The following is a 23,306-nucleotide window of genomic DNA, read 5'->3' on the forward strand; positions in this document are numbered from 1 at the left end:
AATAGTAATTTTTCCAATATTTAAGTATATTTTAATAGATATTTTATTTTAAACCGAAATTTGTTGCGGAATGTTTATTTCACAGCTTGCATTTACCCCTGTTTAAAACTAAATTTTATCTTTGCCTATTATATTAAAAATTTCACTTTGAGAGTATTCCATTCTATTTCTGAATTTAATTGCGTCAAAAAAACCGTAGTCACGCTTGGTACTTTTGACGGCGTGCATTTGGGTCATCAAAAAATCATCAATCGAATTTTAAACAATACCGAAAATCGCAATTTAGAAAGCGTTGTACTTACTTTTTCCCAACACCCAAGAAGTGTTTTACAAGCAGAAAGCAATATTAAGTTGTTGAATACAAACGAAGAAAAGATACTTCTTTTAGAAAAGAAAGGGGTTGATAATTTAATCATCCATCCGTTCGACACCGAATTTTCCGAGATGACAGGCGAGGAATTTGTAAAAAAAATTCTGGTAGACAAACTCAACATTAAGAAAATAATTATCGGATATGATCACCGATTTGGCAAAAACAGAGCTTCAGACATCCATGATTTAATCCAATTCGGGCAAAAATACCATTTCGATGTTGAACAGATTTCAGCAAAAGAAATTGATGAAATTTCAATAAGTTCCACCAAAATCAGAAATGCAATTCTAGAAGGAAACATCGCTTTAGCCAATCAATATTTAGGCTATCCTTATTCTTTTTCGGGCAAAGTTGTAAAAGGAAGACAGCTTGGAAGAACTATTGATTTTCCAACAGCAAACATAGTGATAGAAAATCTTCAGAAAATCATTCCGGCAAACGGCGTGTACATAGTAGAGGGCTTTTGGAATAACCAAACACACCAAGGCATGATGAATATTGGCAACAAGCCCACTGTTGACGGAAAAAACCTTTCTATTGAAATTCATTTTTTTGATATAAATCAGGATTTATACGATCAGGAAATCACAATAGGTGTACATAAATTTATCCGAAACGAAGTAAAATTCCACTCAATTGACGATTTAAAACTCCAACTCCAAAACGATCGGGAGACCGCTTTACTTTATTTTTCTAAAAACAGATAATATTCAAAAATTCATTTTATAAATCGCAATTAGTTTGTTAAAGACTTGCTTTTTTCATAATTATTAAATACTTTTGATAGAGAGTCGGTTGTGTTTTTAACCAATTGTTTAATTAAAATTAATTATTATGAATCTATCTAAAGAAGTAAATAATGGCATTTTAATTTTTATCAGTATTGGGATTTATTTTCTCACGATGGAGTTTTTAGGTTTATCCGATATTTTCCTTCTCAGGGTTCTAAATATTTTTATTGTTGTTTATTTTTTAAATAAAACGATTAAATCCAACTACCACGAAGGCAAAACAGATTATTTGCCAAATTTAATTTCAGGAACATTAACCTCTTTAATTGGAGTGTTTTTAAGTGTAGCCGCCTTACTTATATACATATCAATAAAAGGCGGAAATGCTTATTTGGAAAAACTTTCAGAAAATTTTCTCTTTGGCGCCGGAGAACCATCCATGTATCAGTATTGCTTAGGATTACTGTTTGAAGGAATCGCTTCCTCCATAATCATTACGTTTACGTTAATGCAATACTGGAAAGACACGCGTAAAAGAATTTTAAAATAAATCCATGCCATCATAAAAATGTTTTTAGTACTCTTTAGTATTGAAAACATTTTTGCGTTTAAATCATCTTCAATACAAAAGTTTAATCTGAAATCCTTATTTTTGGCCTCAACAATAAGATGCTATTATGAGTATAACAAGAAATAATTGGACGAAAGAGGAAATAATTGCCATTTACAACAAGCCACTAATGGATTTGCTTTATGAAGCAGCATCCACGCATCGTGAACATCACGATCCAAACGTTGTACAAGTATCTACTTTACTTTCTATAAAAACCGGCGGTTGTCCTGAAGATTGCGGTTATTGCCCACAAGCAGCTCGTTATCATACTGACATTCAAGGCAACGATTTAATGAGCGTTCAACAAGTTAAAGCACAAGCGTTACGCGCAAAATCATCCGGATCTTCAAGGGTCTGCATGGGAGCTGCCTGGCGAAATGTAAAAGACGGACCTGAATTTGACCAAGTATTAGAAATGGTGAGAACTATTAATAAACTTGACATGGAAGTTTGCTGTACACTTGGAATGATTACAGAAAACCAAGCACAGAGACTTGCCGAAGCCGGACTATATGCTTACAATCATAATTTAGACACTTCAGAAGAATATTATAAAGAAGTCATTTCAACCAGAGGATTTGAAGACAGAATTCAAACTATTGAAAATGTTCGAAAAACCAACGTTACTGTTTGCAGCGGTGGAATTATAGGAATGGGAGAAAGCATTGAAGACAGAGCCGGGATGCTTGTAGCGCTATCAACTTTAAGCCCACAGCCCGAATCAGTGCCAATTAACGCACTAGTAGCTGTTGAAGGAACACCAATGGAAGAAGAAAAACCAGTAGAAATCTGGGAAATGATCCGTATGGTAGCAACAACTCGAATTGTGATGCCCGAAACTCAAGTTCGTCTTTCAGCAGGAAGAATGAATATGAGCCGAGAAGGACAAGCAATGTGCTTTTTTGCAGGGGCAAATTCTATTTTTGCAGGAGATAAATTACTTACAACTCCTAATCCCGATGTAAACGAAGATATGAAAATGTTTGAAATGCTAGGATTGATTCCACAAAAACCTTTTACAAAAGTATCACAACCAGAGACAGTTGAAGCAGAAGATTCACAATTCCAATCTTTGGGTGAGAAGCCAAAATGGTCAAGACCAAGCCACACTATTGAAAGAAATCTTGAAGTATCACAAAAAGGCAAAAACTAAAAAGTACAAATAAAAAAAAGCTCCTGATAAATCAGGAGCTTTTTTTTATTTAGATTGTAACTTAAATTTCTTAAGTACATAAATTCCATAAAGCGTAGCTGCAAAAAACAATAATGCAATGTTTCCATCGATTGGAAATCCAGGTGGCAAAATATTAGGTTCCGGCGGCGGTGGTCCAGATGGAGGTGCTGCATGAGTACTAATAAAAGCCATAGTAATAGCTATAAGGCTAAAGGTTATTTTTTTTGGAGCAATATTCATAAATAATAAAATCTTTATAGTAGGATTTTTGATGCTTCATCAACCCTCAATTCAACTTTGTGACAATATTAAGTGAAATATTTGATTCAAACAATTAAATTTTAAAAAAATATCTAAAATATTTTAAATCAACGTTTTATTCATCTTAAGATAACATGCATTCTCACCTAAAATAAAAAACCTTTCAACAATTTGAAAGGTTTTTCAATAATCGTGGTCCCACCTGGGCTCGAACCAGGGACCACCTGATTATGAGTCAGGTGCTCTAACCAGCTGAGCTATAGGACCGGTTTAGAGAGTGCAATATTACTATATATTTTGCTATTCTCAAAATTAATCTTCAATTTCTTGACACAATTCTATCAGTACGCCATTTGTACCTTTGGGATGCAAAAACGCAACCAACTTATTATCAGCTCCTTTTTTAGGAATTTCATTCAAAACAACAAACCCTTCTTCTTTCAATCTTTTTATTTCTGACAGAATATCCTCTACATCAAAAGCGATATGATGAATCCCTTCCCCTTTTTTCTCAATAAACTTGGCAATAGGACTTTCAGGATTAGTACCTTCCAGTAATTCAATTTTATTTGGTCCGTTCCTAAAAAAAGAAGTCTTTACTCCTTCGCTTTCCACTTCTTCCTGTTTGTAGGCCGGTGCACCAAAAAGCTTTTCAAAAAGAGCATTCGAAACCTCAAGATCTTTTACAGCTATACCTATATGTTCAATTTTTCTCATTATCATTGTTTAATCACTATGTTTGCAAAGAGGCCTGTTGTTTCCGTTTAGCCCGGATAGAGCCAATATCCTCATGCAGTGAAACGGAATGAGATAAAGGCGAAAGCCGGAAAAACAGACAACAAAAATACACAAATGATTCGCTTCTAAATATTTCACTTAAAAAAATTGTACTTTTGCGGTATGGAGACGAATAGACAGAAAAAAATAGGCGGTGTTCTACAAAAAGATTTAGTAGATATTCTGCAGGGTGAAATCCGAAAAAACGGAATTACAAATCTTGTAATTTCAGTATCTAAAGTTAGTGTAACTACAGATTTAGGTGTGGCCAGAGTATATTTGAGCGTTTTCCCAACAGATAAAGCGCCGGAAATACTGGAAGCCGTAAAATCGAATATGGCATTGATAAAACATGATTTGTCGCAAAGAGTAAAACTGCAATTACGCAAAGTTCCTAACTTGTCTTTTTATATTGATGACAGTTTGGATTATATTGAAAAAATTGATAATGCGCTTACCGGGAAAGAAAACCCAATTGAAAACCGTGAATTATTAGATAAAAGAAAGAAATTGTAAATTGAATTTTTCGCTATACATAGCCAAGCGTTATTTACGGTCTTCCAGTAAAAACAATGCAATAAACATTATCACAGGAATTGCTTCTTTTGGTATCATTGTTGGCGCTATGGCTTTATTTGTAGTGCTTTCGGTATTTAGCGGATTAAAAGATTTCAGCTTGTCGTTCAGCAACGACTTTGATCCTGATATAAAAATCATTCCAAGATACGGTAAATCATTTTACATTTCTGAAGAACAAAAGCTGAAACTAAAAAAGGCAAAAGACCTCGCTTTTTACAGTAGTGTTATAGAAGAAAAAGTATTGTTTGTTTATAAAAACAAAGAACAGGTTGCCCTGATAAAAGGAGTGGATAACCAATACAATCTGGTTAATCATGTACAAAGAACCATTTACCAGGGACAATGGCTTTCTCCGGAAACACCTCAGGTTGTTGTAGGAAACGGGATCATGCAAAAACTATCAATGGGATTGTTTGATTTGAGCAATACCTTTGAAATTTATGTACCTAAGCCGGGAAAAGGCGCTATTAACAATCCCAAATCAGCTTTTAATAAATCCAGTTTGATTCCGATAGGTATTTATGCCATTAGTGAGGAATTGGATTCGAAATATGTTTTTGCCGATTTAAAGCTGACTCAGGAATTATTAGAGTTTAGGCCTGACCAAGTAACAGGAATAGAAATCAAATTGGTCGCTGCTGCTAACGAAAATAGAGCCGTTCAAAATCTGAATACTATCTTTGGAAGCAATTATATCGTAAAGAACAGAGCACAGCTTAACGACAGTCTGCACAAAATGCTCAACACCGAAAACACGGCAATTTACCTTATTTTTACGCTCGTTATCATTCTGACGTTATTTACGCTGGCCGGAGCTATCATTATGATGATTCTGGACAAAAAAGACAATTTGAAAACCTTATTCAATATAGGAACACCTATAAAGGATATTCAGAAAATATTTTTGCTTCAAGGCACTTTACTGACTCTTTTTGGGGGTCTTATAGGCTTATTCTTTGGAACAATTATTGTTTTAATTCAGCAGTACTTCAAAGTAATCATGATTACCGAATCATTACCTTATCCGGTTATTTTCAGCTTGCAAAACATTATAATTGTATTCCTTACCATCATAATTTTAGGTTTTATTGCCTCATTAATTGCCAGCAGCCGCGTAAGCAAAAAATTATTGGATTAATTCCCAAAAGATTGCTACCTTTGGCCTTCATTATATTAACTGCACGTTTATGATTGTTTTTGTCTAGTCCATAAGTATCGGGAGATAATTAGGACATATTGTTATCACAACTGGGTTTTTCAACTCGGGAATATTTATTTTTATCCTAATTAATCATGACAAAAACATCAGGTACAAGTACCTTCACACGAATTTTTTCTACAATAAAAACAGCTATTAAAGGCGACGAATCTTTTGATTTCACTACCGGAAGCATTAAAAAAGCAGTAATTCTCTTGGCCATTCCCATGGTTTTGGAAATGATGATGGAATCAGTTTTTGCATTAGTTGACTTGTATTTTGTAGGTCACTTAGAGCATAGCAGTTATGCCATACAAACTGTAGGCTTAACAGAATCTGTTATTACAATTATCTATTCACTGGCAATTGGCATCAGCATGGCAGCAACTGCAATTGTAGCCAGACGCATTGGCGAAAAAGACCCTGTTGCAGCTGCTAAAGCAGGTATGCAAGCCATTCTTATTGCCGCAGTAATAAATACAGTTATTAGTGTTTTGGGATTTGTTTATGCCAAAGACATTTTACTCCTAATGGGCGCTTCTCAGGAATCTGCTGATTATGGTGTAAACTTCACCCGCATTATGATGGGCGGAAGTTTAGGCATCATGCTTTTATTCTTAATCAACGGTATTTTCAGAGGAGCAGGAAATGCTGCCATCGCAATGAAAAGCTTATGGCTGGCCAATATTTGTAATATTGTTTTATGTCCTATATTTATTAATGGTTTAGGCCCTATTCCTGCTTTTGGTTTGATTGGTGCTGCCATAGCAACAACAGCAGGAAGAAGCATTGGTGTTTTATATCAAATGTACCATTTGTTTAACGGAAGAGGTATTCTGAAAATCATCCCGTCTTATTTTATTCCAGATTTTGACCAGATTAAAAGCATCATCAAAATAGCTGCTCCGGGTGTTTTGCAATTTGTAATCGCATCTTGCAGCTGGATTTTTCTGGCGCAATTAGTGGCTACAACAGGTGGAGATCATGGTTCTGCCGGATACCAGACAGCTTTACGGATTATGATGTTTTTCATTCTTCCGGCGTGGGGTCTGAGTAATGCAGCTGCCACTTTAGTAGGTCAGAATTTAGGTGCCAAGCAAGTTGAACGTGCTGAGAAATCTGTATATACGACGGCAAAATACAATGTCATATTTATGGCAACGATAATGATTTTCTGTTTGTTTTTCGGGAGTTATATAATTTCCTTTTTTACAAATGATGTCCTTGTTAAAGACATTGCAGTAAGCGCTTTGCAGATTATGAGTCTAGGCTATATTTTCTACGGTATTGGAATGGTGCTTATAAACACTTTTAATGGAGCCGGAGATACCTGGACACCTACGTGGGTTAATTTTTTCGGTTTCTGGCTGTTCCAGATTCCGCTAGCTTATCTGCTCGCCAAATATTATAAAATGGGGCCAACCGGAGTTTTTATGGCAGTACCTATTGCCGAAACCGCCATTACGCTGGCCAGCATCATTTTATATAAAAAAGGAAAATGGAAAGCTATTGAAGTATAAAAAGAAAAGGCCCAACAAATGTTGGGCCTTTTTATTTAAGCAAACTGATAGTCAGAATAAACCTGTTCCACTTCCTTTAAAACCGAAAGTAAAGCATGGTGATCATCTAACGTAACCAGCTTTTGTTTGTACTCTTTAAATCCGTGGATTCCTTTGAAATAATTGGTATAATGACGACGCATCTCTACAATCCCTACACGCTCTCCTTTCCACTCCATAGACCAGATTAAATGGTTTCTGGCAGCTTCAACACGGTCATGAATAGTAGGTGCAGGCAAATGTTCTCCTGTTTTGAAATAATGTTTAATTTCATCAAAAATCCAAGGATAACCAATAGCAGCACGGCCTATCATCATTCCATCCAAACCAAAACGGTTTTTGTATTCCAATGCTTTTTCAGGAGAATCGATATCTCCGTTACCAAAGATTGGCATTGTAATTCGAGGGTTGTTTTTAATACGTTCAATATGCGTCCAATCCGAATGGCCTTTATACATCTGAGCTCGGGTACGGGCATGAACAGTCAACGCCTGCACACCAATATCCTGTAAACGTTCTGCAACCTCATCAATATTGATGGAATTCTCGTCCCATCCCAAACGGGTTTTTACGGTAACCGGCAAATTAGTGCTACGGATTACTGCTTTGGTTAATCGCACCATCAAATCAACATCTTTCAAAACCCCTGCCCCTGCTCCTTTACAAACCACTTTTTTTACCGGACAACCAAAGTTAATATCAACCAGATCAGGATGAACGGCATCGACGATTTTAGCGGACATAGCCATCGCTTCTTCGTCACCTCCAAAGATTTGAATTCCAACTGGTCTTTCGTAATCGAAAATATCCAGCTTCTGGCGGCTCTTAATTGCATCACGGATTAATCCTTCTGAAGAAATAAATTCAGAGTACATCAGATCTGCACCGTGTTGTTTGCACAAGCGGCGGAATGGCGGATCACTCACGTCTTCCATAGGCGCAAGCAAAAGCGGGAAATCAGGTAATTCTATGTTGCCAATTTTGGGCATCGATTCAATTTTTTTGCAAAAGTAATAAAGAATATCGAATGTTTAGCATTGTAAAACAACACTTTATGATTTTTGACTTATTTCAAGTCTACTTTAATCATGATATCTTCTTTCTTCTTTTTGTAAACTTCTAAAAGGAAAGAACTTTCGCTTGTCTTAACAATTCTGTTTGTGGAAAATTGGTATATCTTGAAATCTTCCACATCACGGGAATTCAATATTGATCCTTTGGTTAACGCTCCGTCTGCATCTGAAATTTTAACTGCAGTTAAATAACCACCATGTCCGTCTGCATGTCTTGCCGGCGTTTTATCTAATGGAAGATCAATATTCTTAACATTATCTAAAAACACTAAATAGTGGCTGTTATCAGCATTAAAATACTTGTAAGACATTCCGCCCTGAGCAGCGCCACCAACTTGGTTTTTAGGAATTTTTTTCATCCATCCCAAAGAGCCGTCAGCATTGATTTTAGCTGCTAAAATATCGCAATAATGATACGTATAATACGTTCTCATTCCTGACTGAGAAGATGTCGTGTGACTAGTTATGAAGAATTGCTCTCCAACTAAAACAAGACTTCCATCGTTGTTAATACATAGATTTTTAAGTTCCAAATCAGAAAATTTAGCATCATCCCCTTTTCTCTCTTTCTTTTCGTTTTTCTTTTTAGTGCTTTCTGTTTCGTATTGATTCAAAACTTCCAAAGGAATTTCGTGAGTTACTTTATTGAAAATAGTACCGTCATCTTTGATTTTAAAACTGACAATCCCATCACAGTCATCAAAATCTCCTTTTCCATTGCTATAAAAACCCCCACAAACAACATAATCATCTGAATCAAAAAGCCATAATTTACTGATGAATTTGTCTTTATTGTCAAATTTGGAAATTTCGATTTTCTTAGAATCTTTCTTAATCAGGAATAATTCAATATGGTAATTTGCTTCAGTATCTTTTTTCTTTTTCTTATCATCGTTACTGTCATCATGGAAAACTTTAGTCAACAAATACAAGTTTCCTTTGTTGTCCATTTGATAATCAATATTATTCATTCTTCTTTCGGTGTATGGCATTGTAAGTTCGTTACCATAAACTTTATTCAGGTCCTTATCAAAGGCATTTAACCCAATAATATCAAAACTTTTTGTATCTCTTTTAACCTCTGGTTTTTTTCTGTATTGAACCAATACACTTTTCTTATCCTTAGATTGGTAGAAATCAAATTTATCAACAACTTCATAAGAGAAACCCATACCTCCAACAGCCATTACTCCAGCAACTTTCCCATTAACCTGGAAAAGCAGCTTTGGTGATCCTACAAATTCCCCTGTAGCGAAATCAATTTCATTAGAAAACAATTGTTCCTTATCATTATCACCATCCCAAGAAGAGTAAAAGAAGTAAAACTTCCCATCCACTTCCAATACATCTTCAAAACAGTAGTTTTTAGGAAAGTATTTTTTCTCGTATTTTTTCTCCTTGATAAATGCCGGTTTATCAGCATTAAATTTCTGAATCAAAATCTCTTTCCCATCCAATTTTAAAGCAAGTACTTCATTGCCTTTTGAAAAGTACATTTTCAGATCCGCATCAAAAACTCTGTACGGCTCACTTACTTTGTAAGCATAATCTGATGATAATGTTTTTTGAGCGTAACTTTGATTAAGTATCATTACAAATAATACGATAATACTTAATAATTTCTTAGTAATTTGTAGTTTCATTTATGTTAAATTGAAATTTTTAGGCGGCAAAAATATACATTTAATATTTAAAAAGTAGTTTCTGCCTTATTAAGTTTACCTTATTACAGTACAACCCTTTTTTACTGATTATTTTGAATTATATTTGCAGATTAATTCCCATTGTTATTCTCATTTATATCATAGAGAAAACATTGAGATTCACAGAGAAACTTGAAAGACGAAGATGAAGCACATTAGAAACTTTTGCATTATTGCACACATTGATCACGGGAAAAGCACATTGGCTGACCGTTTGCTTGGCGCTACACAGACCGTTACGGCACGTGAAGAAAAAGCACAATTGTTAGACAACATGGACTTGGAGCGTGAGCGTGGCATTACGATTAAAAGTCATGCCATTCAAATGGAGTATACCTACAAAGGGGAGCAATACATCCTGAATCTGATTGACACTCCGGGACACGTGGATTTCTCTTATGAAGTTTCCCGTTCTATTGCTGCCTGTGAAGGAGCGCTTCTGATTGTGGATGCAGCACAGAGTATTCAGGCACAAACGATTTCGAATTTATATCTGGCTTTGGAAAATGACCTGGAGATTATTCCGGTATTGAACAAAGTGGACTTACCAAGTGCAAATCCGGAAGAAGTTAGTGACGACATCATTGATTTGTTAGGCTGTAAATTAGAAGACATCATCCATGCATCGGGGAAAACTGGTTTTGGAGTAGAAAACATACTTGCGGCTATTATTGAAAAAATTCCTGCTCCGAAAGGAAATGTGGAAGAACCATTACAAGCCTTAATTTTTGACTCGGTGTATAATCCGTTTCGTGGAATTGAAGTTATTTTCCGTGTGAAAAACGGTGAAATCAGAAAAGGACAGAAGATTAAATTCATGGCGACCGGTAATGAATATTTTGCCGATGAAATTGGAACATTGAAATTAAATCAGGTTCCAAAACAAGTCATTTCTGCAGGAGATGTAGGGTATTTGATTTCCGGAATTAAAGAAGCTAAAGAAGTAAAAGTGGGTGATACGCTAACCGATGCGAAAACACCAACAACGAATATGATTACTGGTTTTGAAGATGTAAAACCAATGGTATTTGCGGGAATTTATCCGGTAGACACCGAAGATTACGAAGAATTACGTAACTCAATGGAAAAACTGCAGTTAAACGATGCTTCATTGGTATTTACTGCAGAAAGTTCGGCGGCATTAGGGTTTGGTTTCCGTTGCGGATTCTTAGGAATGCTGCACATGGAGATTATCCAAGAGCGATTGGAGCGTGAATTTAACATGACTGTAATTACTACTGTTCCTAACGTTTCGTATTTGGCTTATACCAAAAAAGAACCGGAAGTAGGAATGATTGTAAACAATCCGACCGATTTACCGGAACCTTCAAAATTAGACAGAGTTGAAGAACCATACATCAAAGCAACCATCATTACCAAAGCGGATTTCGTAGGAAACGTAATGAGCTTGTGTATTGAAAAACGCGGCATCATTACCAACCAAACGTATTTGACAACAGAACGTGTGGAATTGAATTTTGACATGCCGTTAGCGGAGATTGTATTTGATTTTTACGATAGATTGAAAACGGTTTCTAAAGGATATGCTTCTTTTGACTACTCTCCTATTGGAATGCGTACTTCGAAATTAGTAAAACTGGATGTGTTATTGAATGCCACTTCTGTGGATGCTTTATCTGCATTAATTCACGAAGACAATGCGTATAACATTGGTAAAAAGATGTGCGAGAAATTGCGTGAACTAATACCAAGACAACAATTTGACATTCCAATTCAGGCGGCTATCGGAGCAAAGATTATTGCCCGTGAAACCATTAAAGCGTTACGTAAAGACGTTACTGCCAAGTGTTATGGTGGAGATATTTCCCGTAAACGTAAGCTTTTGGAAAAACAGAAAAAAGGTAAAAAACGTATGCGCCAGGTAGGAAATGTGGAGATTCCGCAAGAAGCATTTATGGCGGTATTGAAATTGAATGATTAGTCTTTTTTCTGAAAAACAGAAACAAGAACAAAGAATAAAGAAAACCCTGATAATGAAAATTGTCAGGGTTTTCTTTATTTTTACTATTAAATATTCTTAAAATCATTATGAAAGAAATAACCGCAGAAACATTTTTTGAACAGATAAATAAGGAAAGTACATTTGACGGTTACACTTTCAATCTTAACAATCTTAATTTTAGTATTAATGATACCAATTTAAAAAATGAAACTCTTTATTTTTTAAATTGTACAATTAATTGCTCGCAATTATCTTTTGAAAACATAAACAACGCCAATCTGCTTTTAAGTTTTGAAAATTGTAAAATAAATTGTGACTTAAACATATTTAATTGCAAAATCAAAACTTTAAGTTTTATTGATATTATAGAGCTCAAATCCTTAGATATAGATTCCGGCATAGGTAATAATTGTGAGTTTGAAATTTTTCAATTTTTCAATCGCTCTCCTAAAAAATTAAAGTCAGATATCTATATTTCAAACAGCATCTTTAAGAATGGAAATTTGAGAATTGAAAAGATAATTCACATCCAAGGAAGTTTTATTTTTAGAGATAATACAATATTAAAAAGAGAATTTGAAACGTACCACCATTCGACTTTTGATGATTCTTCCTTTTCTTTTGCTACGTTCTCAAACAATAGGTTTGAAAATTCTGTAAGTTTTAAAAATGCATTTTTTTTTAATAACAATATTTTTGATAGACATAAGAATGAAACGGAGACCAATCCTAACGTCTCCTTTTTTATATATAATAATTTCAACAATGTATCTTTTACAAATTGCAACTTTATTCAGTTCTCACAGTTTTTATCATGTACTTTCAATGGAATAACTGATTTCAATAATTCAAAAAACGATAAAAATGGAGTTTTGCTTTTTTCTGAATGCAATTTTAACGGAATAACCTATTTTAATAATTGCAATCTAAATGTTTTAACCTTTACAAAATGCTCTTTCGATAAAATAACATCTTTTAATCAATCAAGCATGAATAAGCTATTCTTTATTCAAGTTAAATTTGACAAAATGGCTTCTTTCGATTATATAAAAATTAAAATACTTCTTGATCACTCATTTCTAAAATCCGATCAAGTTGATATTTGGAAAATAACTTTAAGAACAATAAAACAAGAATTACAAAAGACTGAAAACAGAATAGATTTTAACCGTTTCAAAAATCACGAAATGGCAACCTATTATAAAGAATTAAGTTGGAAACATCATTCTGTTGATAAGTCAATTCTTTGGGCCACAAAATGGTCTACAGATTTTGGAAATAGTTGGGCCAGGGGTTTAATATTCACCTTATTATCCGGGTTAATTTTCTTCTCATTATTTTATACTTTAGAAAATTATAAATACTCTTTCAATCTAACTAATTGGCAAGATTTTGGGAAAGGCTATATTCGCTTCTTTTTAATAACCGATTTTTACAATCCATTAGAAAAAGATAAGACTTATATTGAAACTTTTTGGAGTTGGATACCTTTCATATTTGGAAAAATTTTCATTGCTTTTGGCATCTACGAAATGATCCAAGCATTCCGAAAATTCAAAGCTTAAAAATAATAATTAAGAAACCCTGATAATTTTCATTATCAGGGTTTTTTAATTAAAAAAAGATTTGGCAATGCCGAATGAAATTCAAAACATAAGCTTTCTTCTATTTTACACCTTCTTTGAAAATAGTATCTTTGAAAGAAAAGAATTACATCTGATGATTGATGAATCTCCCAAACGATTTGACCGTATTGTTGCTATTCTAATCCAATTGCAATCCAAAAAGATTGTAAAAGCACAGGAATTGGCCGACCGCTTTGATGTGAGTTTGCGAACTATTTATAGAGACATCCGTACATTGGAAGCTTCCGGTGTACCTATTTACAGTGAAGCTGGCGTGGGTTATGCCTTAATGGAAGGTTACCGATTACCTCCCGTCATGTTTACCCGAGAGGAAGCCGGCAGTTTTATTGCCGCCGAAAAACTGATGCAGAAATTTACCGATGCCACACTGGGCAATCATTATGCATCAGCGATGTACAAACTCAAAGCTGTGCTGCGAAGTACCGATAAAGATTGGGTTTCCACGATTGAATCGAAAGTGGTCATGCAGCCTACCCAGCGATTATTCAATGATAAAGTCCCGGATGCTTTGACCATTTTGTTTGAAAGCATTGCAGAAAAAAAACAAGTACGCCTTTCTTACCAAGCCTTTGAAGCAGAAGAAGTCACGGAAAGAATCATAGAACCTGTGGGCCTTTTTCACGATAATAACTATTGGTACATCTTTGGTTATTGCCATTTGCGGAAAGATTACCGTCAATTCCGAACAGACCGTATTCAGGAGATTAAAAAAAGTGAAACCTCATTTACATTAACTCACGATTCTTTAGAAACGTATCTGAAAAAAGATAAAAACATTCCTACTACCAAAGTCCAGATTCTCGTGGATAAGAAAATAACCAAATACCTTAACGGGGAACGAAAATATTATGGTTTTGTTTCGGAAAGAAAAGTGGGAAATCGAGTTGAAATGACCTTCATGTGTGAGAATATGGCCGATGGTTTTGCCCGATGGTATTTGATGTTTGGCGATTACTGCGATATTATAACTCCCGAAAGTTTAAAAGAACGAGTTCTGGAATTGTTAGAAATGAACAAAAAGAAATTACTCCAAAGCCAATAATCCTGAAAATGAACGATCACTTTCAGGATTAATGCCATGCTGATTCCCGTATAAGCAATCTTATTTTGGGCTATTGACTACATTGTAAAAGTTGTAATCTGTATTCGTGGCATCAGTAATACCAATATTCCGTCCCATGGTAACAATCTGCCCTCTATGGTATGTGCCATGATTGATTACCTGCAAAAGGTATTCGTATTTCGGCAATTCACATTGGAACCAAGGACTCTCAATTTTTACTTTTTGAGACAATTCTTCTTCAGACAATGAGGTAATAAGTGCTGCCAAGAGTGCCGACCTGTTTACCAATCCTTTCAGCATTTCATCTGTGACCAATACAACATTCTCTCTTGCATCAAATTCAGGTGTTTCTGCGATTATTGAATACCAATACTCTTCGGTTGCCCAAATATGATTCAATGTTTTAGCAATACTCGAATAACTTGAAATCACTTCTTTGTGAAGCAATTCGTCTGATTTTGCAGAAAGCCAATTGGCAAATTGCCTGTTTACCCATAAATTATATTCTGCATAATTAGTCATCATTTTTTTTAAGCTCATGATTGTTTGTTTTGATTGGATTGAAACTGATTAATGTCTGAAATAATTATTTTATTGTCTCTCCCAGAAAAAAGGAGGTTCGATTCCCAAAGCACGTAAATACACATAACCCTGACCGCGGTGATGTACTTCATTATCAATAAAATACAGGATATTATGAATGATAGGGAATTCGTATTGTCCGAAAAGATTAAAGGTTACGCTAAAGTCTTCGTCAGCCAGTTTCGCCCAGTTATCATTAATTTCCTTTGTTGCTTCATCCCATTTTTGCAGGTATTGCGCTTTAGTGGTAAGGTTTTCAGTGTCTCCTTCTGTAAACGGTTTAACTTCACGATTTACAATTCCTTTCAAAGCTGGGGAAGCAATAGCCAGAAGTTCATCGGTTAATTTTGCAAAAGTGCGCATTCCGGCGATAGAGAATTCGAAGAAATCTTTTTCCGGAAAAGCTTCAATTACACGACGGGTTAAGGCACGATGACCTTGCCAATGCTTTAATAAATCTTGAGAACTGATTACTTGAGGTACTGATAATGTGTCCATAATATTGTTGTTTTAATTATTACTACACCAAAATTAAAAAGGGTTGGTGACAACAGTTTGTCAGTAGTATTTTTTATTTTTAATCTTTTAGTAAAATTTACTGCGCAGCTAAATTGTATCCAATCTCATTGTACTATTTATATGAATCTTAGCTCGAAAAACTTCGCAACTTTGTACCTTTGCAGCTCAGTAACTATATAACAATGATTGAAGATAAAACCCCGCAGAGAACAAGTATAGCACAGTTAGGTGAATTTGGTTTGATAGACCATCTGACCCAACATTTTGAAATCACACAAGAATCGACACTAAAAGGAATTGGTGATGATGCAGCGATTTTGGATTTTAAAGATAAAAAAACGGTTGTCTCGACCGACCTGCTGATTGAAGGAGTACATTTTGATTTGGCCTATATGCCTTTGAAACATTTAGGTTACAAAGCTGTTGTTGTTAATGTTTCCGATATCTGTGCGATGAATGCCAAGGCAACGCATATTACTGTTTCGGTAGCCGTTTCCAATCGTTTTCCTTTGGAAGCTTTGGAAGAATTATTTGCAGGAATTACTTTGGCAGCCAATGAATATAAGATTGATGTTATTGGCGGAGACACCACCTCATCTCAAAAAGGGCTGATTATTTCTATTACTGCCTTTGGTGAAGCCGATGAAAATGAAATTGTGTACCGAAACGGAGCCAAACAAACCGATTTATTAGTGGTTACCGGTGATTTAGGTGCCGCTTATATGGGATTACAGGTTTTAGAACGTGAGAAACAGGTTTTTCAGGTGAATCCTAATTCGCAGCCTGATTTAGACTCTTATACCTATTTAATTGAAAGGCAATTGCGTCCGGAAGCCCGAAAAGATGTCCGTACTTTATTACATGCTCTTGAAATTAAGCCTACCTCGATGATTGATATTTCTGATGGATTGTCATCCGAAATTATGCATTTGTGCAAGCAATCCGGAGTAGGATGTAATTTATACGAAGACAAATTACCTCTTGATCCGCAGTTTATTTCTGTGTGTGAAGAATTTAATATCGACAGCACCACTATCGCCCTGAACGGAGGAGAAGATTACGAATTGCTGTTTACCATTGCGATGGAAGATTTTGATAAGATAAAGGGTAATCCGAACTTTACGATTATTGGTCACATGACTCAGGAAAGTGAAGGAATTCATCTGGTAACCAGAGCAAACACCCGAATCCCTTTGAAAGCCAGAGGTTGGAACGCATTGAAAGAAGAAGAATAAAACAAAAAAGGCACGAAATCGTGCCTTTTTTTATAATCTTTTAATTAATACGATTACGCGTTCCTTAACAAATTCGGCTTCTGAGTGCCGTACAATCATCTTAAAATCCTGACTTTCAGTCTCGCCTTCTAATAATTCTGCGGTTTCATCGTATTGCTCATCAGCATACTTGTCTCTTTTCTTAAGCCAGAGTTGCTGTTCTTTTTTTAGTTTGGCTTTTTCTTCGGCAGTAAGGCTTGTCCTTAGCTTATTGTAGACTTTATTTAGCAAAGCATCCATTTGTTCGTAATAATCCCTGGAACATCCGAGCATATTCTTCCCTTGGTCTAAACAGTCCTGATTTGCTTTTTCCAGTTCTTTGACCGTCTTTAGTGTTTGGGAAAAACCGGAAATGCTAAATAACACCAATACACCTAAAAGTAATTTCTTCATGACAGCAGAAATTAATATCCTAATTTCGTTCGGACTCTTTGCAGTACTCCGTCGGCTACAACAGAAGCTTTTTTGGCTCCAGCCTGCAATAATTCTTCCAGTTCCGGCAAATTGTTCATATAGTAATTGTATTTCTCTCTTTCAACCGCAAATTTCTCTGTAATCAATTCGAACAAAGCCTGTTTAGCATGACCATATCCATAATCACGATTAACGTTTTTATAGTTTTCCATCATTTGTGCAATTTGAGATTCGTTTGCCAATAATTTATACAAAGCAAAAATCTTACAGGTTTCAGTATTTTTAGGTTCTTCAAGCGGTGTGCTGTCAGTTTCAATACTCATTACCTGTTTGCGAAGCGCTTTATCGTCCAAGAATATATTGATGATGTTATTTCTGGATTTACTCATTTTCTGTCCATCAGTACCGGGAATAAGCATAGTATTCTCTTCGATTTTAGCTTCCGGCAAGACGAAAGTTTCACCCATTTGGAAATTAAATCTGGAAGCTACGTCACGAGTGATTTCAACGTGCTGTAACTGATCTTTTCCCACGGGAACTACTTCTGCATCATATAGCAAAATATCAGCAGCCATTAGCATTGGATAGGTAAACAATCCGGCATTAACATCATCTAATCTATCTGCTTTATCCTTGAAGGAATGCGCTAACGTTAGTCTCTGAAAAGGAAAATAACAACTCAAATACCAAGATAATTCGGCTGTTTGAGGCACATCAGACTGGCGGTAAAAAACGACTTTATCAGTATCTAATCCACAAGCAAGCCATGCCGCAGCAGTACTGTTAGTATTTTGACGTAAAGTAACTCCGTCTTTTATTTGTGTAATAGAATGCAAATCGGCGATGAAAAGAAACGATTCATTTCCAGTTTTGCTTGCCATTTGTATTGCCGGTATGATGGCTCCTAGTAAATTTCCTAAGTGCGGTGTCCCTGTGCTTTGTATTCCGGTGAGAATTTTTGCCATTGTCTTTATAAAATACTATTTTCAGCAAAGTTAATTCTTTTATAATATTTTTAAAGGATTCCTTACATTTGGTGCTATGAAAATTTTTAAAATTCTTTTTTGGACAATCTGGCGCATCTGGTTCTATGTGCTTACACTTGTTCCTATTATTGTGATGTTTCCACTTCTGTTTGTTTCTATTTTGAAAGAAACCTGGTATCCTTACTTCTTCAAATTGGCTAGGATTTGGGCCAAAATCATACTTTTTGGTTCCGGCTTTTATTATACAATTGAAAAACAGCAAGACATCATACCCGGCAAAAGCTATATGTTTATTGCCAATCATACTTCAATGACAGACATTATGCTGATGTTGGCCGTCGTAAAAAATCCTTTTGTTTTTGTGGGCAAAAAAGAACTGGAGAAGATCCCATTGTTTGGTTTTTTCTTCAAAAGAACCTGCATAATGGTTGACAGAGACAGTCCAAAAAGCAGAGTAGCAGTTTACGAAAGAGCCCAAAACCGCATCAATCAGGGATTAAGTATTTGCATTTTTCCTGAAGGCAGAGTACCTGATGACGAAAGCATTGTATTGGATGAATTCAAAAATGGCGCCTTTAATCTGGCCATAGACCATAGACTTCCTATTGTTCCTTTGACATTTGGAGATAACAAAAAACGCTTTTCTTATACTTTTTTTAGCGGAAGCCCGGGAAAATTACGAGTTAAGATTCATCACTTTATCACAACCGAAGATAAAATTCACCATGACAGGAAAATTGTCCGGGATGAAGCGAGAGAAGTAATTTACAATCAACTATTATCCTACGGATCATATAAATAAAAAAGTGCCCTGGCGAGGCACTTTCTCATTTGTTACTACAAGTAGCAACGGCAACTTAACTAAAAAAATGTTATTGTAAGTAATCTAACTCAATTAATAAACTCTCTAAAATCTAAAACTGATTCCTGTGTACAAACCAATGATATAAGGTTTGAATCCACCGGAATTTTCATTAAACGTATTGATTTGATATTTGAATGTTGGTTCAAAATTAGCTTCAAAAGATTTCCAAAAACTATATTTTAGACCGAGTCCGATATTTGTACTAAAATGAACTTTACTCAGATTATTTGCTTCTCCAAGTGTAGTCGAAAATCCGTTTGACACAACCGAAACCTTATTTTCGTTTAAAAACAAAGTGCTTAGTCCGGTGATAAGCTGCAACCCAAATTTCTTATCGATTAATTTATAGGAAACCTCAACGGGAATCTCCATATAATTCATTTGTTGATTTAGATAGCCTTCTTCTTTATTTTGAAAAGCCACTTCCTGTGAGGGTGAAGTATTTTCATCTTCCACCACAATTCCTCTTGCTTCAGGCCTCAAATTAACATTCCCAAATGTTTTAGATTCCAACCCCCTACTATTTAAATCCTCATAATAAACAATGTCTTTTGTATTGTAACCTAAATCGAGTTTGCTGATCCCTGTACGAAGTGATATTTTTGATGTTACCACATAATCAACCCCTAAACCAACACTCAAATTGTTCTCGTATTCTTTTGCATTATCCCTGAATTGATTATCGATAGGCGACCCTTTTGAAGAACTCATAAAAATCGGAGCAACAGTAGGACGGACTTTCCATTTCAAATTACTGGTTGCCACTTTTTTGTCTTCTTTATCTTTATCCTTACTCTCTTTTTCTTTCAAAATTTTCTCTAAAGGATTTTCCTGAACGACAACTACTATTGCAGAATCTTTAGCTACTTCCCCTATCAGATTTGTAAAATTCGCCATTGATGAATTCTTGCCTTCATTAATAAAAGGCATACTCTTATCTATATTTGAATTTTGCTTTGCTTTACTTATTGCTGTCGAATTCTTGCCTTCATTAATAAAAATGTTATTGGCACTATTTGTTTTTTCAATTAAATCCTTGGATAATTTAGCCATTATAATCTGGCTGTTATTTGCAATTGACTGGTTTTCATCAGAAGCAAAAGGTTCCTTTTTTACTTTTCGGTTTGTTTTTTTGCTGTTTTGATCTGTAAATTGGTTTTCATTGTAAGAAACTGAAGCTACAGATTCCTTTCCTTGTGAAGCATTTGACCTTTTATTTTTTATTTTTTTATAATCAGAAACAACTGCGATTCCATTGTCAGTATTTTGCTGAAATTGGTCTTTGTCATTAACATTAAATCGTTTCGACTTTCCTGTTTTTCCAAAAGAACCTGTTTTATTGTCATTTTTATTACTGTTCCCATTTTCAGAAGAGACTACCCTTTCTTCTGATGAATTTAAGTGGTTAGTTTTTAAATTGGAAGATTCGTTATTCTGAACATTCTCATTAACCACTACCGTATTTTCCTGATTCGAAATTTGATTTTTTTCAACATTCTCATTTGCTGTACCTTCCTGACTGCCTTTATTTTTTATTTCATTGGAAGATTCAGAAGAAACAACAGTTTCAGTATTCTTTTCGGTTGATTTGAAAGGGTTCAATTCGGAATAATTATCAGCCGTAAAATAGCCCAAAAGTAATATTGCCGCAATTCCGGAGGCTTTAAGCCAAAAAGGAATTCCAGTCGCCTTGGTTTCTTTTTTCTCTAATTTTGATTCAATATTTCCCCAAACCTGTTGCGGCGGATTTACTTCAAAATCTTTGAATTTTTCTTGGAACAAACGTTCTATGTTTTTTCTTTCACTCATTTTACCGAGGGTACTATTTTATCTTGCAATGCATCTATTTTATCTTTCAATATCATTTTGGACCTAGCCAGATTTGATTTACTGGTTCCTACGGAAATTCCCAGCATTTCTGCAATTTCTTTATGTGAATAATCGTCCAGCACATACAAATTAAACACAAGCCTATATCGATCCGGCAATTCCTGCACAATCTTCAGCAAAAAATCGAGACTTATATTTTCGTCATCAATTTCTATTGAAGCTTCATCAACCACATCATTTACCAACTCCAGAAAGGTGGTCTTCCGATATTGCTGCAAAACATGGTTAATCATAACCCTCTTTGCCCAACCATCAAATGAACCTGTAAATTTATATTGTCCTATTTTGTCAAAAATGAGTAAAAATCCATCTTGCAGATTATCCTGAGCTTCCGCGTAATTACGCGAATACTTCAAGCAAACAGAAAACAATTTGGCAGCATATAATTGATATAATTGTTCTTGCGACTTGGTATTTTTTTCTAAACATCCTTGTATGAGTATAGGTAGACTCAATTTTTATTTAATTATTTATGGTACAACCGGAATTTCAACTTCTTCAAAAACATCTTCGCCACTGCTATTTTCGCCTTTCCACATTTTGAAAATATAACTTTCTTCGGTTGTGGGTTTAAATTTTAAAATTGCTTCCACCGGATTTGCTATTGGTGTTTCACAATCGTTTCGTTCCAGCACACTGGTTTGTATGGCAATGGTTCTGGTATTTGAATTTTTTTGATAATAAAACCCTTCAAAAGCATGACATGTACTTGGTCTGATATAATGAAAAGGTAATTCATAAACACTGTCCCTCTTAAATTCTATCGGTAAATCAGCACTTTCTATAGGCAGCAATTCTAAATGATAATCTATATAATCATCGTGTAAATCACATCCGGTAAAAGTGAAAATAACTACTATAAGTAACCAAATTTTTTTCATGATATTCTATAATTTATATTCTAATAGATGTACAAATTATAATAAGGTTGCGTGTAAAAAGAAAAAAACCCAAAAAAAAATTTTGGGCTTCTATTTCTATTGATTGGATTCTTTAATTAGTTCTTTTATTTTTAATTCTAATTCATCCGCTAATTCAGGATTATCTTTAATTAAGGCTTTTACACCGTCACGTCCCTGTCCTAATTTAGTATCTCCATAACTAAACCATGAACCCGCTTTTTTGATGATTTCGAATTCTACGGCCAAATCCAGAATCTCACCTGTCTTAGAAACTCCTTCACCATACATAATGTCAAATTCGGCAGTTCTAAAAGGCGGTGCCACTTTGTTCTTAACCACTTTTACTTTGGTTCTGTTACCTAAAACATTTTCGCCGTCTTTAATTTGAGCAGCACGACGGATATCTAAACGTACAGAAGCATAAAACTTCAATGCATTTCCTCCTGTTGTTGTTTCCGGATTTCCAAACATTACACCAATTTTTTCACGTAATTGGTTAATAAAAAAAACGGTACAGTTTGTTTTACTGATTGTTGCCGTTAGTTTACGAAGTGCTTGTGACATTAGTCGAGCATGAAGACCCATTTTAGAATCACCCATCTCGCCTTCAATTTCACTTTTTGGAGTAAGTGCGGCAACAGAGTCAATAACAACAATATCTATAGCTCCGGAACGAATAAGATTTTCTGCAATCTCAAGAGCCTGCTCACCATTGTCCGGTTGAGAAATAATCAGGTTATCGATATCAACTCCTAATTTTTCTGCATAAAAACGATCGAAAGCATGTTCAGCATCGATAAAGGCAGCGATCCCACCTGCTTTTTGAGCTTCGGCGATAGCATGCAATGTTAATGTTGTTTTACCTGATGATTCCGGTCCGTAAATTTCAATTATTCTTCCACGAGGGTAACCGTTTACTCCCAATGCCAAGTCAAGTCCTAATGAACCAGAAGGAATTGATTCCACTTCAACTATGGCTTTGTCACCCATTTTCATCACGGTTCCTTTACCGTAAGTCTTGTCTAATTTATCTAATGTAAGCTGTAATGCTTTTAGTTTGGCTTCTTTTTCTGAACTCATTTTATCGGATTTTATGTCAAAATATTTTTAGTAAAAATAAGTGTTTTTTATCATTACCGGATAACAAGTTTTCAACAAAAA

The 23,306-nt window shown here is 35.0% G+C and carries 23 protein-coding genes and 1 tRNA gene; 11 read left to right on the forward strand and 13 right to left on the reverse strand.

The genetic code is table 11. From position 1 onward, the window contains the following. Nucleotides 1–147 precede the first annotated feature (147 nt). The 3 genes from ACRDEC_RS02225 to bioB all read left to right on the forward strand — a co-directional run bounded on the left by ACRDEC_RS02225 (nucleotide 148) and on the right by bioB (nucleotide 2,870). Nucleotides 148–1,080: a bifunctional riboflavin kinase/FAD synthetase gene (locus tag ACRDEC_RS02225; RefSeq protein ID WP_431496697.1), complete on the forward strand. Its 933-nt coding sequence runs from the start codon at nucleotides 148–150 to the stop codon at nucleotides 1,078–1,080. A gap of 127 nt (nucleotides 1,081–1,207) precedes the next feature. Continuing rightward, the gene (locus ACRDEC_RS02230) at nucleotides 1,208–1,654 is read left to right on the forward strand and encodes a hypothetical protein (RefSeq protein ID WP_431496698.1); all 447 of its coding nucleotides are present in this window, start codon (nucleotides 1,208–1,210) and stop codon (nucleotides 1,652–1,654) included. Nucleotides 1,655–1,781: 127 nt separating this feature from the next. Beyond that, nucleotides 1,782–2,870: a biotin synthase BioB gene (bioB, locus tag ACRDEC_RS02235; protein ID WP_431496699.1), complete on the forward strand. Its 1,089-nt coding sequence runs from the start codon at nucleotides 1,782–1,784 to the stop codon at nucleotides 2,868–2,870. A gap of 45 nt (nucleotides 2,871–2,915) precedes the next feature. Here bioB and ACRDEC_RS02240 read toward each other — a convergent pair whose 3' ends face one another. From ACRDEC_RS02240 to mce, 3 genes are all read right to left on the reverse strand, one after another. After that, nucleotides 2,916–3,083: a hypothetical protein gene (locus tag ACRDEC_RS02240; protein ID WP_431496700.1), complete on the reverse strand. Its 168-nt coding sequence runs from the start codon at nucleotides 3,081–3,083 to the stop codon at nucleotides 2,916–2,918. 262 nt (nucleotides 3,084–3,345) lie between these two features. Then, nucleotides 3,346–3,419: transfer RNA gene (locus ACRDEC_RS02245), tRNA-Ile, on the reverse strand. A gap of 45 nt (nucleotides 3,420–3,464) precedes the next feature. Further along, the gene (gene mce, locus ACRDEC_RS02250; RefSeq protein ID WP_431496701.1) at nucleotides 3,465–3,869 is read right to left on the reverse strand and encodes a methylmalonyl-CoA epimerase; all 405 of its coding nucleotides are present in this window, start codon (nucleotides 3,867–3,869) and stop codon (nucleotides 3,465–3,467) included. A 183-nt stretch (nucleotides 3,870–4,052) separates the two neighbouring features. Here mce and rbfA point away from each other — a divergent pair, with 183 nt between their 5' ends. From rbfA to ACRDEC_RS02265, 3 genes are all read left to right on the forward strand, one after another. Next, nucleotides 4,053–4,445 carry a 30S ribosome-binding factor RbfA gene (gene rbfA / locus ACRDEC_RS02255; RefSeq protein WP_431496702.1) on the forward strand — a complete coding sequence of 131 codons (393 nt, stop codon included), beginning with the start codon at nucleotides 4,053–4,055 and terminating at the stop codon, nucleotides 4,443–4,445. Between the two features lies 1 nt (nucleotide 4,446). Continuing rightward, the gene (locus tag ACRDEC_RS02260) at nucleotides 4,447–5,646 is read left to right on the forward strand and encodes an ABC transporter permease (RefSeq protein WP_431496703.1); all 1,200 of its coding nucleotides are present in this window, start codon (nucleotides 4,447–4,449) and stop codon (nucleotides 5,644–5,646) included. A gap of 155 nt (nucleotides 5,647–5,801) precedes the next feature. Continuing rightward, on the forward strand, nucleotides 5,802–7,226 hold the full coding sequence (locus ACRDEC_RS02265; protein ID WP_431496704.1) for an MATE family efflux transporter: 1,425 nt from the start codon (nucleotides 5,802–5,804) through the stop codon (nucleotides 7,224–7,226). 35 nt (nucleotides 7,227–7,261) lie between these two features. Here the strand turns inward: ACRDEC_RS02265 and dusB are convergent, their stop codons facing one another. Then, a complete protein-coding gene (dusB, locus tag ACRDEC_RS02270) occupies nucleotides 7,262–8,254 on the reverse strand; it encodes a tRNA dihydrouridine synthase DusB (protein WP_431496705.1) in 993 nt (330 codons plus the stop codon). Nucleotides 8,255–8,331: 77 nt separating this feature from the next. Next, nucleotides 8,332–9,981: a hypothetical protein gene (locus ACRDEC_RS02275; protein WP_431496706.1), complete on the reverse strand. Its 1,650-nt coding sequence runs from the start codon at nucleotides 9,979–9,981 to the stop codon at nucleotides 8,332–8,334. Between the two features lie 205 nt (nucleotides 9,982–10,186). Between ACRDEC_RS02275 and lepA the strand changes: the two genes are divergently transcribed. The 3 genes from lepA (at nucleotide 10,187) to ACRDEC_RS02290 (ending at nucleotide 14,692) form a co-directional block, all read left to right on the forward strand. Next, nucleotides 10,187–11,983, forward strand: a complete 1,797-nt coding sequence (lepA, locus tag ACRDEC_RS02280) for a translation elongation factor 4 (protein WP_431496707.1) — start codon at nucleotides 10,187–10,189, stop codon at nucleotides 11,981–11,983. A gap of 1,010 nt (nucleotides 11,984–12,993) precedes the next feature. Then, nucleotides 12,994–13,569, forward strand: a complete 576-nt coding sequence (locus tag ACRDEC_RS02285) for a hypothetical protein (RefSeq protein WP_431496708.1) — start codon at nucleotides 12,994–12,996, stop codon at nucleotides 13,567–13,569. A gap of 154 nt (nucleotides 13,570–13,723) precedes the next feature. Continuing rightward, nucleotides 13,724–14,692, forward strand: coding sequence for a helix-turn-helix transcriptional regulator (locus ACRDEC_RS02290; RefSeq protein WP_431496733.1), 969 nt, complete (start codon nucleotides 13,724–13,726; stop codon nucleotides 14,690–14,692). A 60-nt stretch (nucleotides 14,693–14,752) separates the two neighbouring features. Here the strand turns inward: ACRDEC_RS02290 and ACRDEC_RS02295 are convergent, their stop codons facing one another. Both ACRDEC_RS02295 and ACRDEC_RS02300 read right to left on the reverse strand, forming a co-directional pair. After that, the gene (locus ACRDEC_RS02295; protein WP_431496709.1) at nucleotides 14,753–15,253 is read right to left on the reverse strand and encodes a DinB family protein; all 501 of its coding nucleotides are present in this window, start codon (nucleotides 15,251–15,253) and stop codon (nucleotides 14,753–14,755) included. A gap of 51 nt (nucleotides 15,254–15,304) precedes the next feature. Continuing rightward, a complete protein-coding gene (locus tag ACRDEC_RS02300) occupies nucleotides 15,305–15,793 on the reverse strand; it encodes a DinB family protein (protein ID WP_431496710.1) in 489 nt (162 codons plus the stop codon). A gap of 203 nt (nucleotides 15,794–15,996) precedes the next feature. Between ACRDEC_RS02300 and thiL the strand changes: the two genes are divergently transcribed. Continuing rightward, nucleotides 15,997–17,049 carry a thiamine-phosphate kinase gene (thiL, locus tag ACRDEC_RS02305; RefSeq protein ID WP_431496711.1) on the forward strand — a complete coding sequence of 351 codons (1,053 nt, stop codon included), beginning with the start codon at nucleotides 15,997–15,999 and terminating at the stop codon, nucleotides 17,047–17,049. 30 nt (nucleotides 17,050–17,079) lie between these two features. On the opposite strand, the gene ACRDEC_RS02310 is transcribed toward thiL, so the two are convergent. Then, nucleotides 17,080–17,481: a lysozyme inhibitor LprI family protein gene (locus ACRDEC_RS02310; RefSeq protein WP_431496712.1), complete on the reverse strand. Its 402-nt coding sequence runs from the start codon at nucleotides 17,479–17,481 to the stop codon at nucleotides 17,080–17,082. Nucleotides 17,482–17,492: 11 nt separating this feature from the next. Beyond that, entirely contained in the window at nucleotides 17,493–18,467 is a 975-nt protein-coding gene (trpS, locus tag ACRDEC_RS02315) for a tryptophan--tRNA ligase (RefSeq protein ID WP_431496713.1), read from the reverse strand. Between the two features lie 76 nt (nucleotides 18,468–18,543). On the opposite strand from trpS, the gene ACRDEC_RS02320 reads away from it, so the two are divergent. After that, nucleotides 18,544–19,290 (forward strand): lysophospholipid acyltransferase family protein, encoded by a 747-nt coding sequence (locus ACRDEC_RS02320; protein ID WP_431496714.1) that lies wholly within the window; start codon nucleotides 18,544–18,546, stop codon nucleotides 19,288–19,290. Nucleotides 19,291–19,395: 105 nt separating this feature from the next. On the opposite strand, the gene ACRDEC_RS02325 is transcribed toward ACRDEC_RS02320, so the two are convergent. From ACRDEC_RS02325 to recA, 4 genes are all read right to left on the reverse strand, one after another. Beyond that, complete coding sequence (locus ACRDEC_RS02325; RefSeq protein WP_431496715.1) at nucleotides 19,396–21,162, reverse strand: hypothetical protein; 1,767 nt, start codon at nucleotides 21,160–21,162, stop codon at nucleotides 19,396–19,398. Continuing rightward, on the reverse strand, nucleotides 21,159–21,698 hold the full coding sequence (locus ACRDEC_RS02330; protein ID WP_431496716.1) for an RNA polymerase sigma factor: 540 nt from the start codon (nucleotides 21,696–21,698) through the stop codon (nucleotides 21,159–21,161). Before ACRDEC_RS02330 ends, ACRDEC_RS02325 begins: the two co-directional genes overlap by 4 nt. Before the next feature lie 15 nt (nucleotides 21,699–21,713). Then, entirely contained in the window at nucleotides 21,714–22,124 is a 411-nt protein-coding gene (locus ACRDEC_RS02335) for a hypothetical protein (RefSeq protein WP_431496717.1), read from the reverse strand. Nucleotides 22,125–22,220: 96 nt separating this feature from the next. Then, nucleotides 22,221–23,225 carry a recombinase RecA gene (gene recA, locus ACRDEC_RS02340; RefSeq protein WP_431496718.1) on the reverse strand — a complete coding sequence of 335 codons (1,005 nt, stop codon included), beginning with the start codon at nucleotides 23,223–23,225 and terminating at the stop codon, nucleotides 22,221–22,223. Nucleotides 23,226–23,306: the final 81 nt, after the last annotated feature.

Origin of the sequence: Flavobacterium sp., assembly GCF_050696275.1 — a bacterium.
GTDB lineage: Bacteria > Bacteroidota > Bacteroidia > Flavobacteriales > Flavobacteriaceae > Flavobacterium.

What these genes read in the sequence shown, in the direction of transcription:
- ACRDEC_RS02230 (WP_431496698.1), top strand. Translation starts at nt 1,208, where the DNA reads ATGAATCTATCTAAAGAAGTAAATAATGGCATTTTAATTTTTATCAGT.
- bioB (WP_431496699.1), top strand. Translation starts at nt 1,782, where the DNA reads ATGAGTATAACAAGAAATAATTGGACGAAAGAGGAAATAATTGCCATT.
- ACRDEC_RS02240 (WP_431496700.1), bottom strand. Translation starts at nt 3,083, where the DNA reads ATGGCTTTTATTAGTACTCATGCAGCACCTCCATCTGGACCACCGCCG.
- mce (WP_431496701.1), bottom strand. Translation starts at nt 3,869, where the DNA reads ATGAGAAAAATTGAACATATAGGTATAGCTGTAAAAGATCTTGAGGTT.
- rbfA (WP_431496702.1), top strand. Translation starts at nt 4,053, where the DNA reads ATGGAGACGAATAGACAGAAAAAAATAGGCGGTGTTCTACAAAAAGAT.
- ACRDEC_RS02265 (WP_431496704.1), top strand. Translation starts at nt 5,802, where the DNA reads ATGACAAAAACATCAGGTACAAGTACCTTCACACGAATTTTTTCTACA.
- dusB (WP_431496705.1), bottom strand. Translation starts at nt 8,254, where the DNA reads ATGCCCAAAATTGGCAACATAGAATTACCTGATTTCCCGCTTTTGCTT.
- ACRDEC_RS02275 (WP_431496706.1), bottom strand. Translation starts at nt 9,981, where the DNA reads ATGAAACTACAAATTACTAAGAAATTATTAAGTATTATCGTATTATTT.
- lepA (WP_431496707.1), top strand. Translation starts at nt 10,187, where the DNA reads ATGAAGCACATTAGAAACTTTTGCATTATTGCACACATTGATCACGGG.
- ACRDEC_RS02285 (WP_431496708.1), top strand. Translation starts at nt 12,994, where the DNA reads ATGAATAAGCTATTCTTTATTCAAGTTAAATTTGACAAAATGGCTTCT.
- ACRDEC_RS02290 (WP_431496733.1), top strand. Translation starts at nt 13,724, where the DNA reads ATGATTGATGAATCTCCCAAACGATTTGACCGTATTGTTGCTATTCTA.
- ACRDEC_RS02295 (WP_431496709.1), bottom strand. Translation starts at nt 15,253, where the DNA reads ATGAGCTTAAAAAAAATGATGACTAATTATGCAGAATATAATTTATGG.
- ACRDEC_RS02300 (WP_431496710.1), bottom strand. Translation starts at nt 15,793, where the DNA reads ATGGACACATTATCAGTACCTCAAGTAATCAGTTCTCAAGATTTATTA.
- thiL (WP_431496711.1), top strand. Translation starts at nt 15,997, where the DNA reads ATGATTGAAGATAAAACCCCGCAGAGAACAAGTATAGCACAGTTAGGT.
- ACRDEC_RS02310 (WP_431496712.1), bottom strand. Translation starts at nt 17,481, where the DNA reads ATGAAGAAATTACTTTTAGGTGTATTGGTGTTATTTAGCATTTCCGGT.
- trpS (WP_431496713.1), bottom strand. Translation starts at nt 18,467, where the DNA reads ATGGCAAAAATTCTCACCGGAATACAAAGCACAGGGACACCGCACTTA.
- ACRDEC_RS02320 (WP_431496714.1), top strand. Translation starts at nt 18,544, where the DNA reads ATGAAAATTTTTAAAATTCTTTTTTGGACAATCTGGCGCATCTGGTTC.
- ACRDEC_RS02325 (WP_431496715.1), bottom strand. Translation starts at nt 21,162, where the DNA reads ATGAGTGAAAGAAAAAACATAGAACGTTTGTTCCAAGAAAAATTCAAA.
- ACRDEC_RS02335 (WP_431496717.1), bottom strand. Translation starts at nt 22,124, where the DNA reads ATGAAAAAAATTTGGTTACTTATAGTAGTTATTTTCACTTTTACCGGA.
- recA (WP_431496718.1), bottom strand. Translation starts at nt 23,225, where the DNA reads ATGAGTTCAGAAAAAGAAGCCAAACTAAAAGCATTACAGCTTACATTA.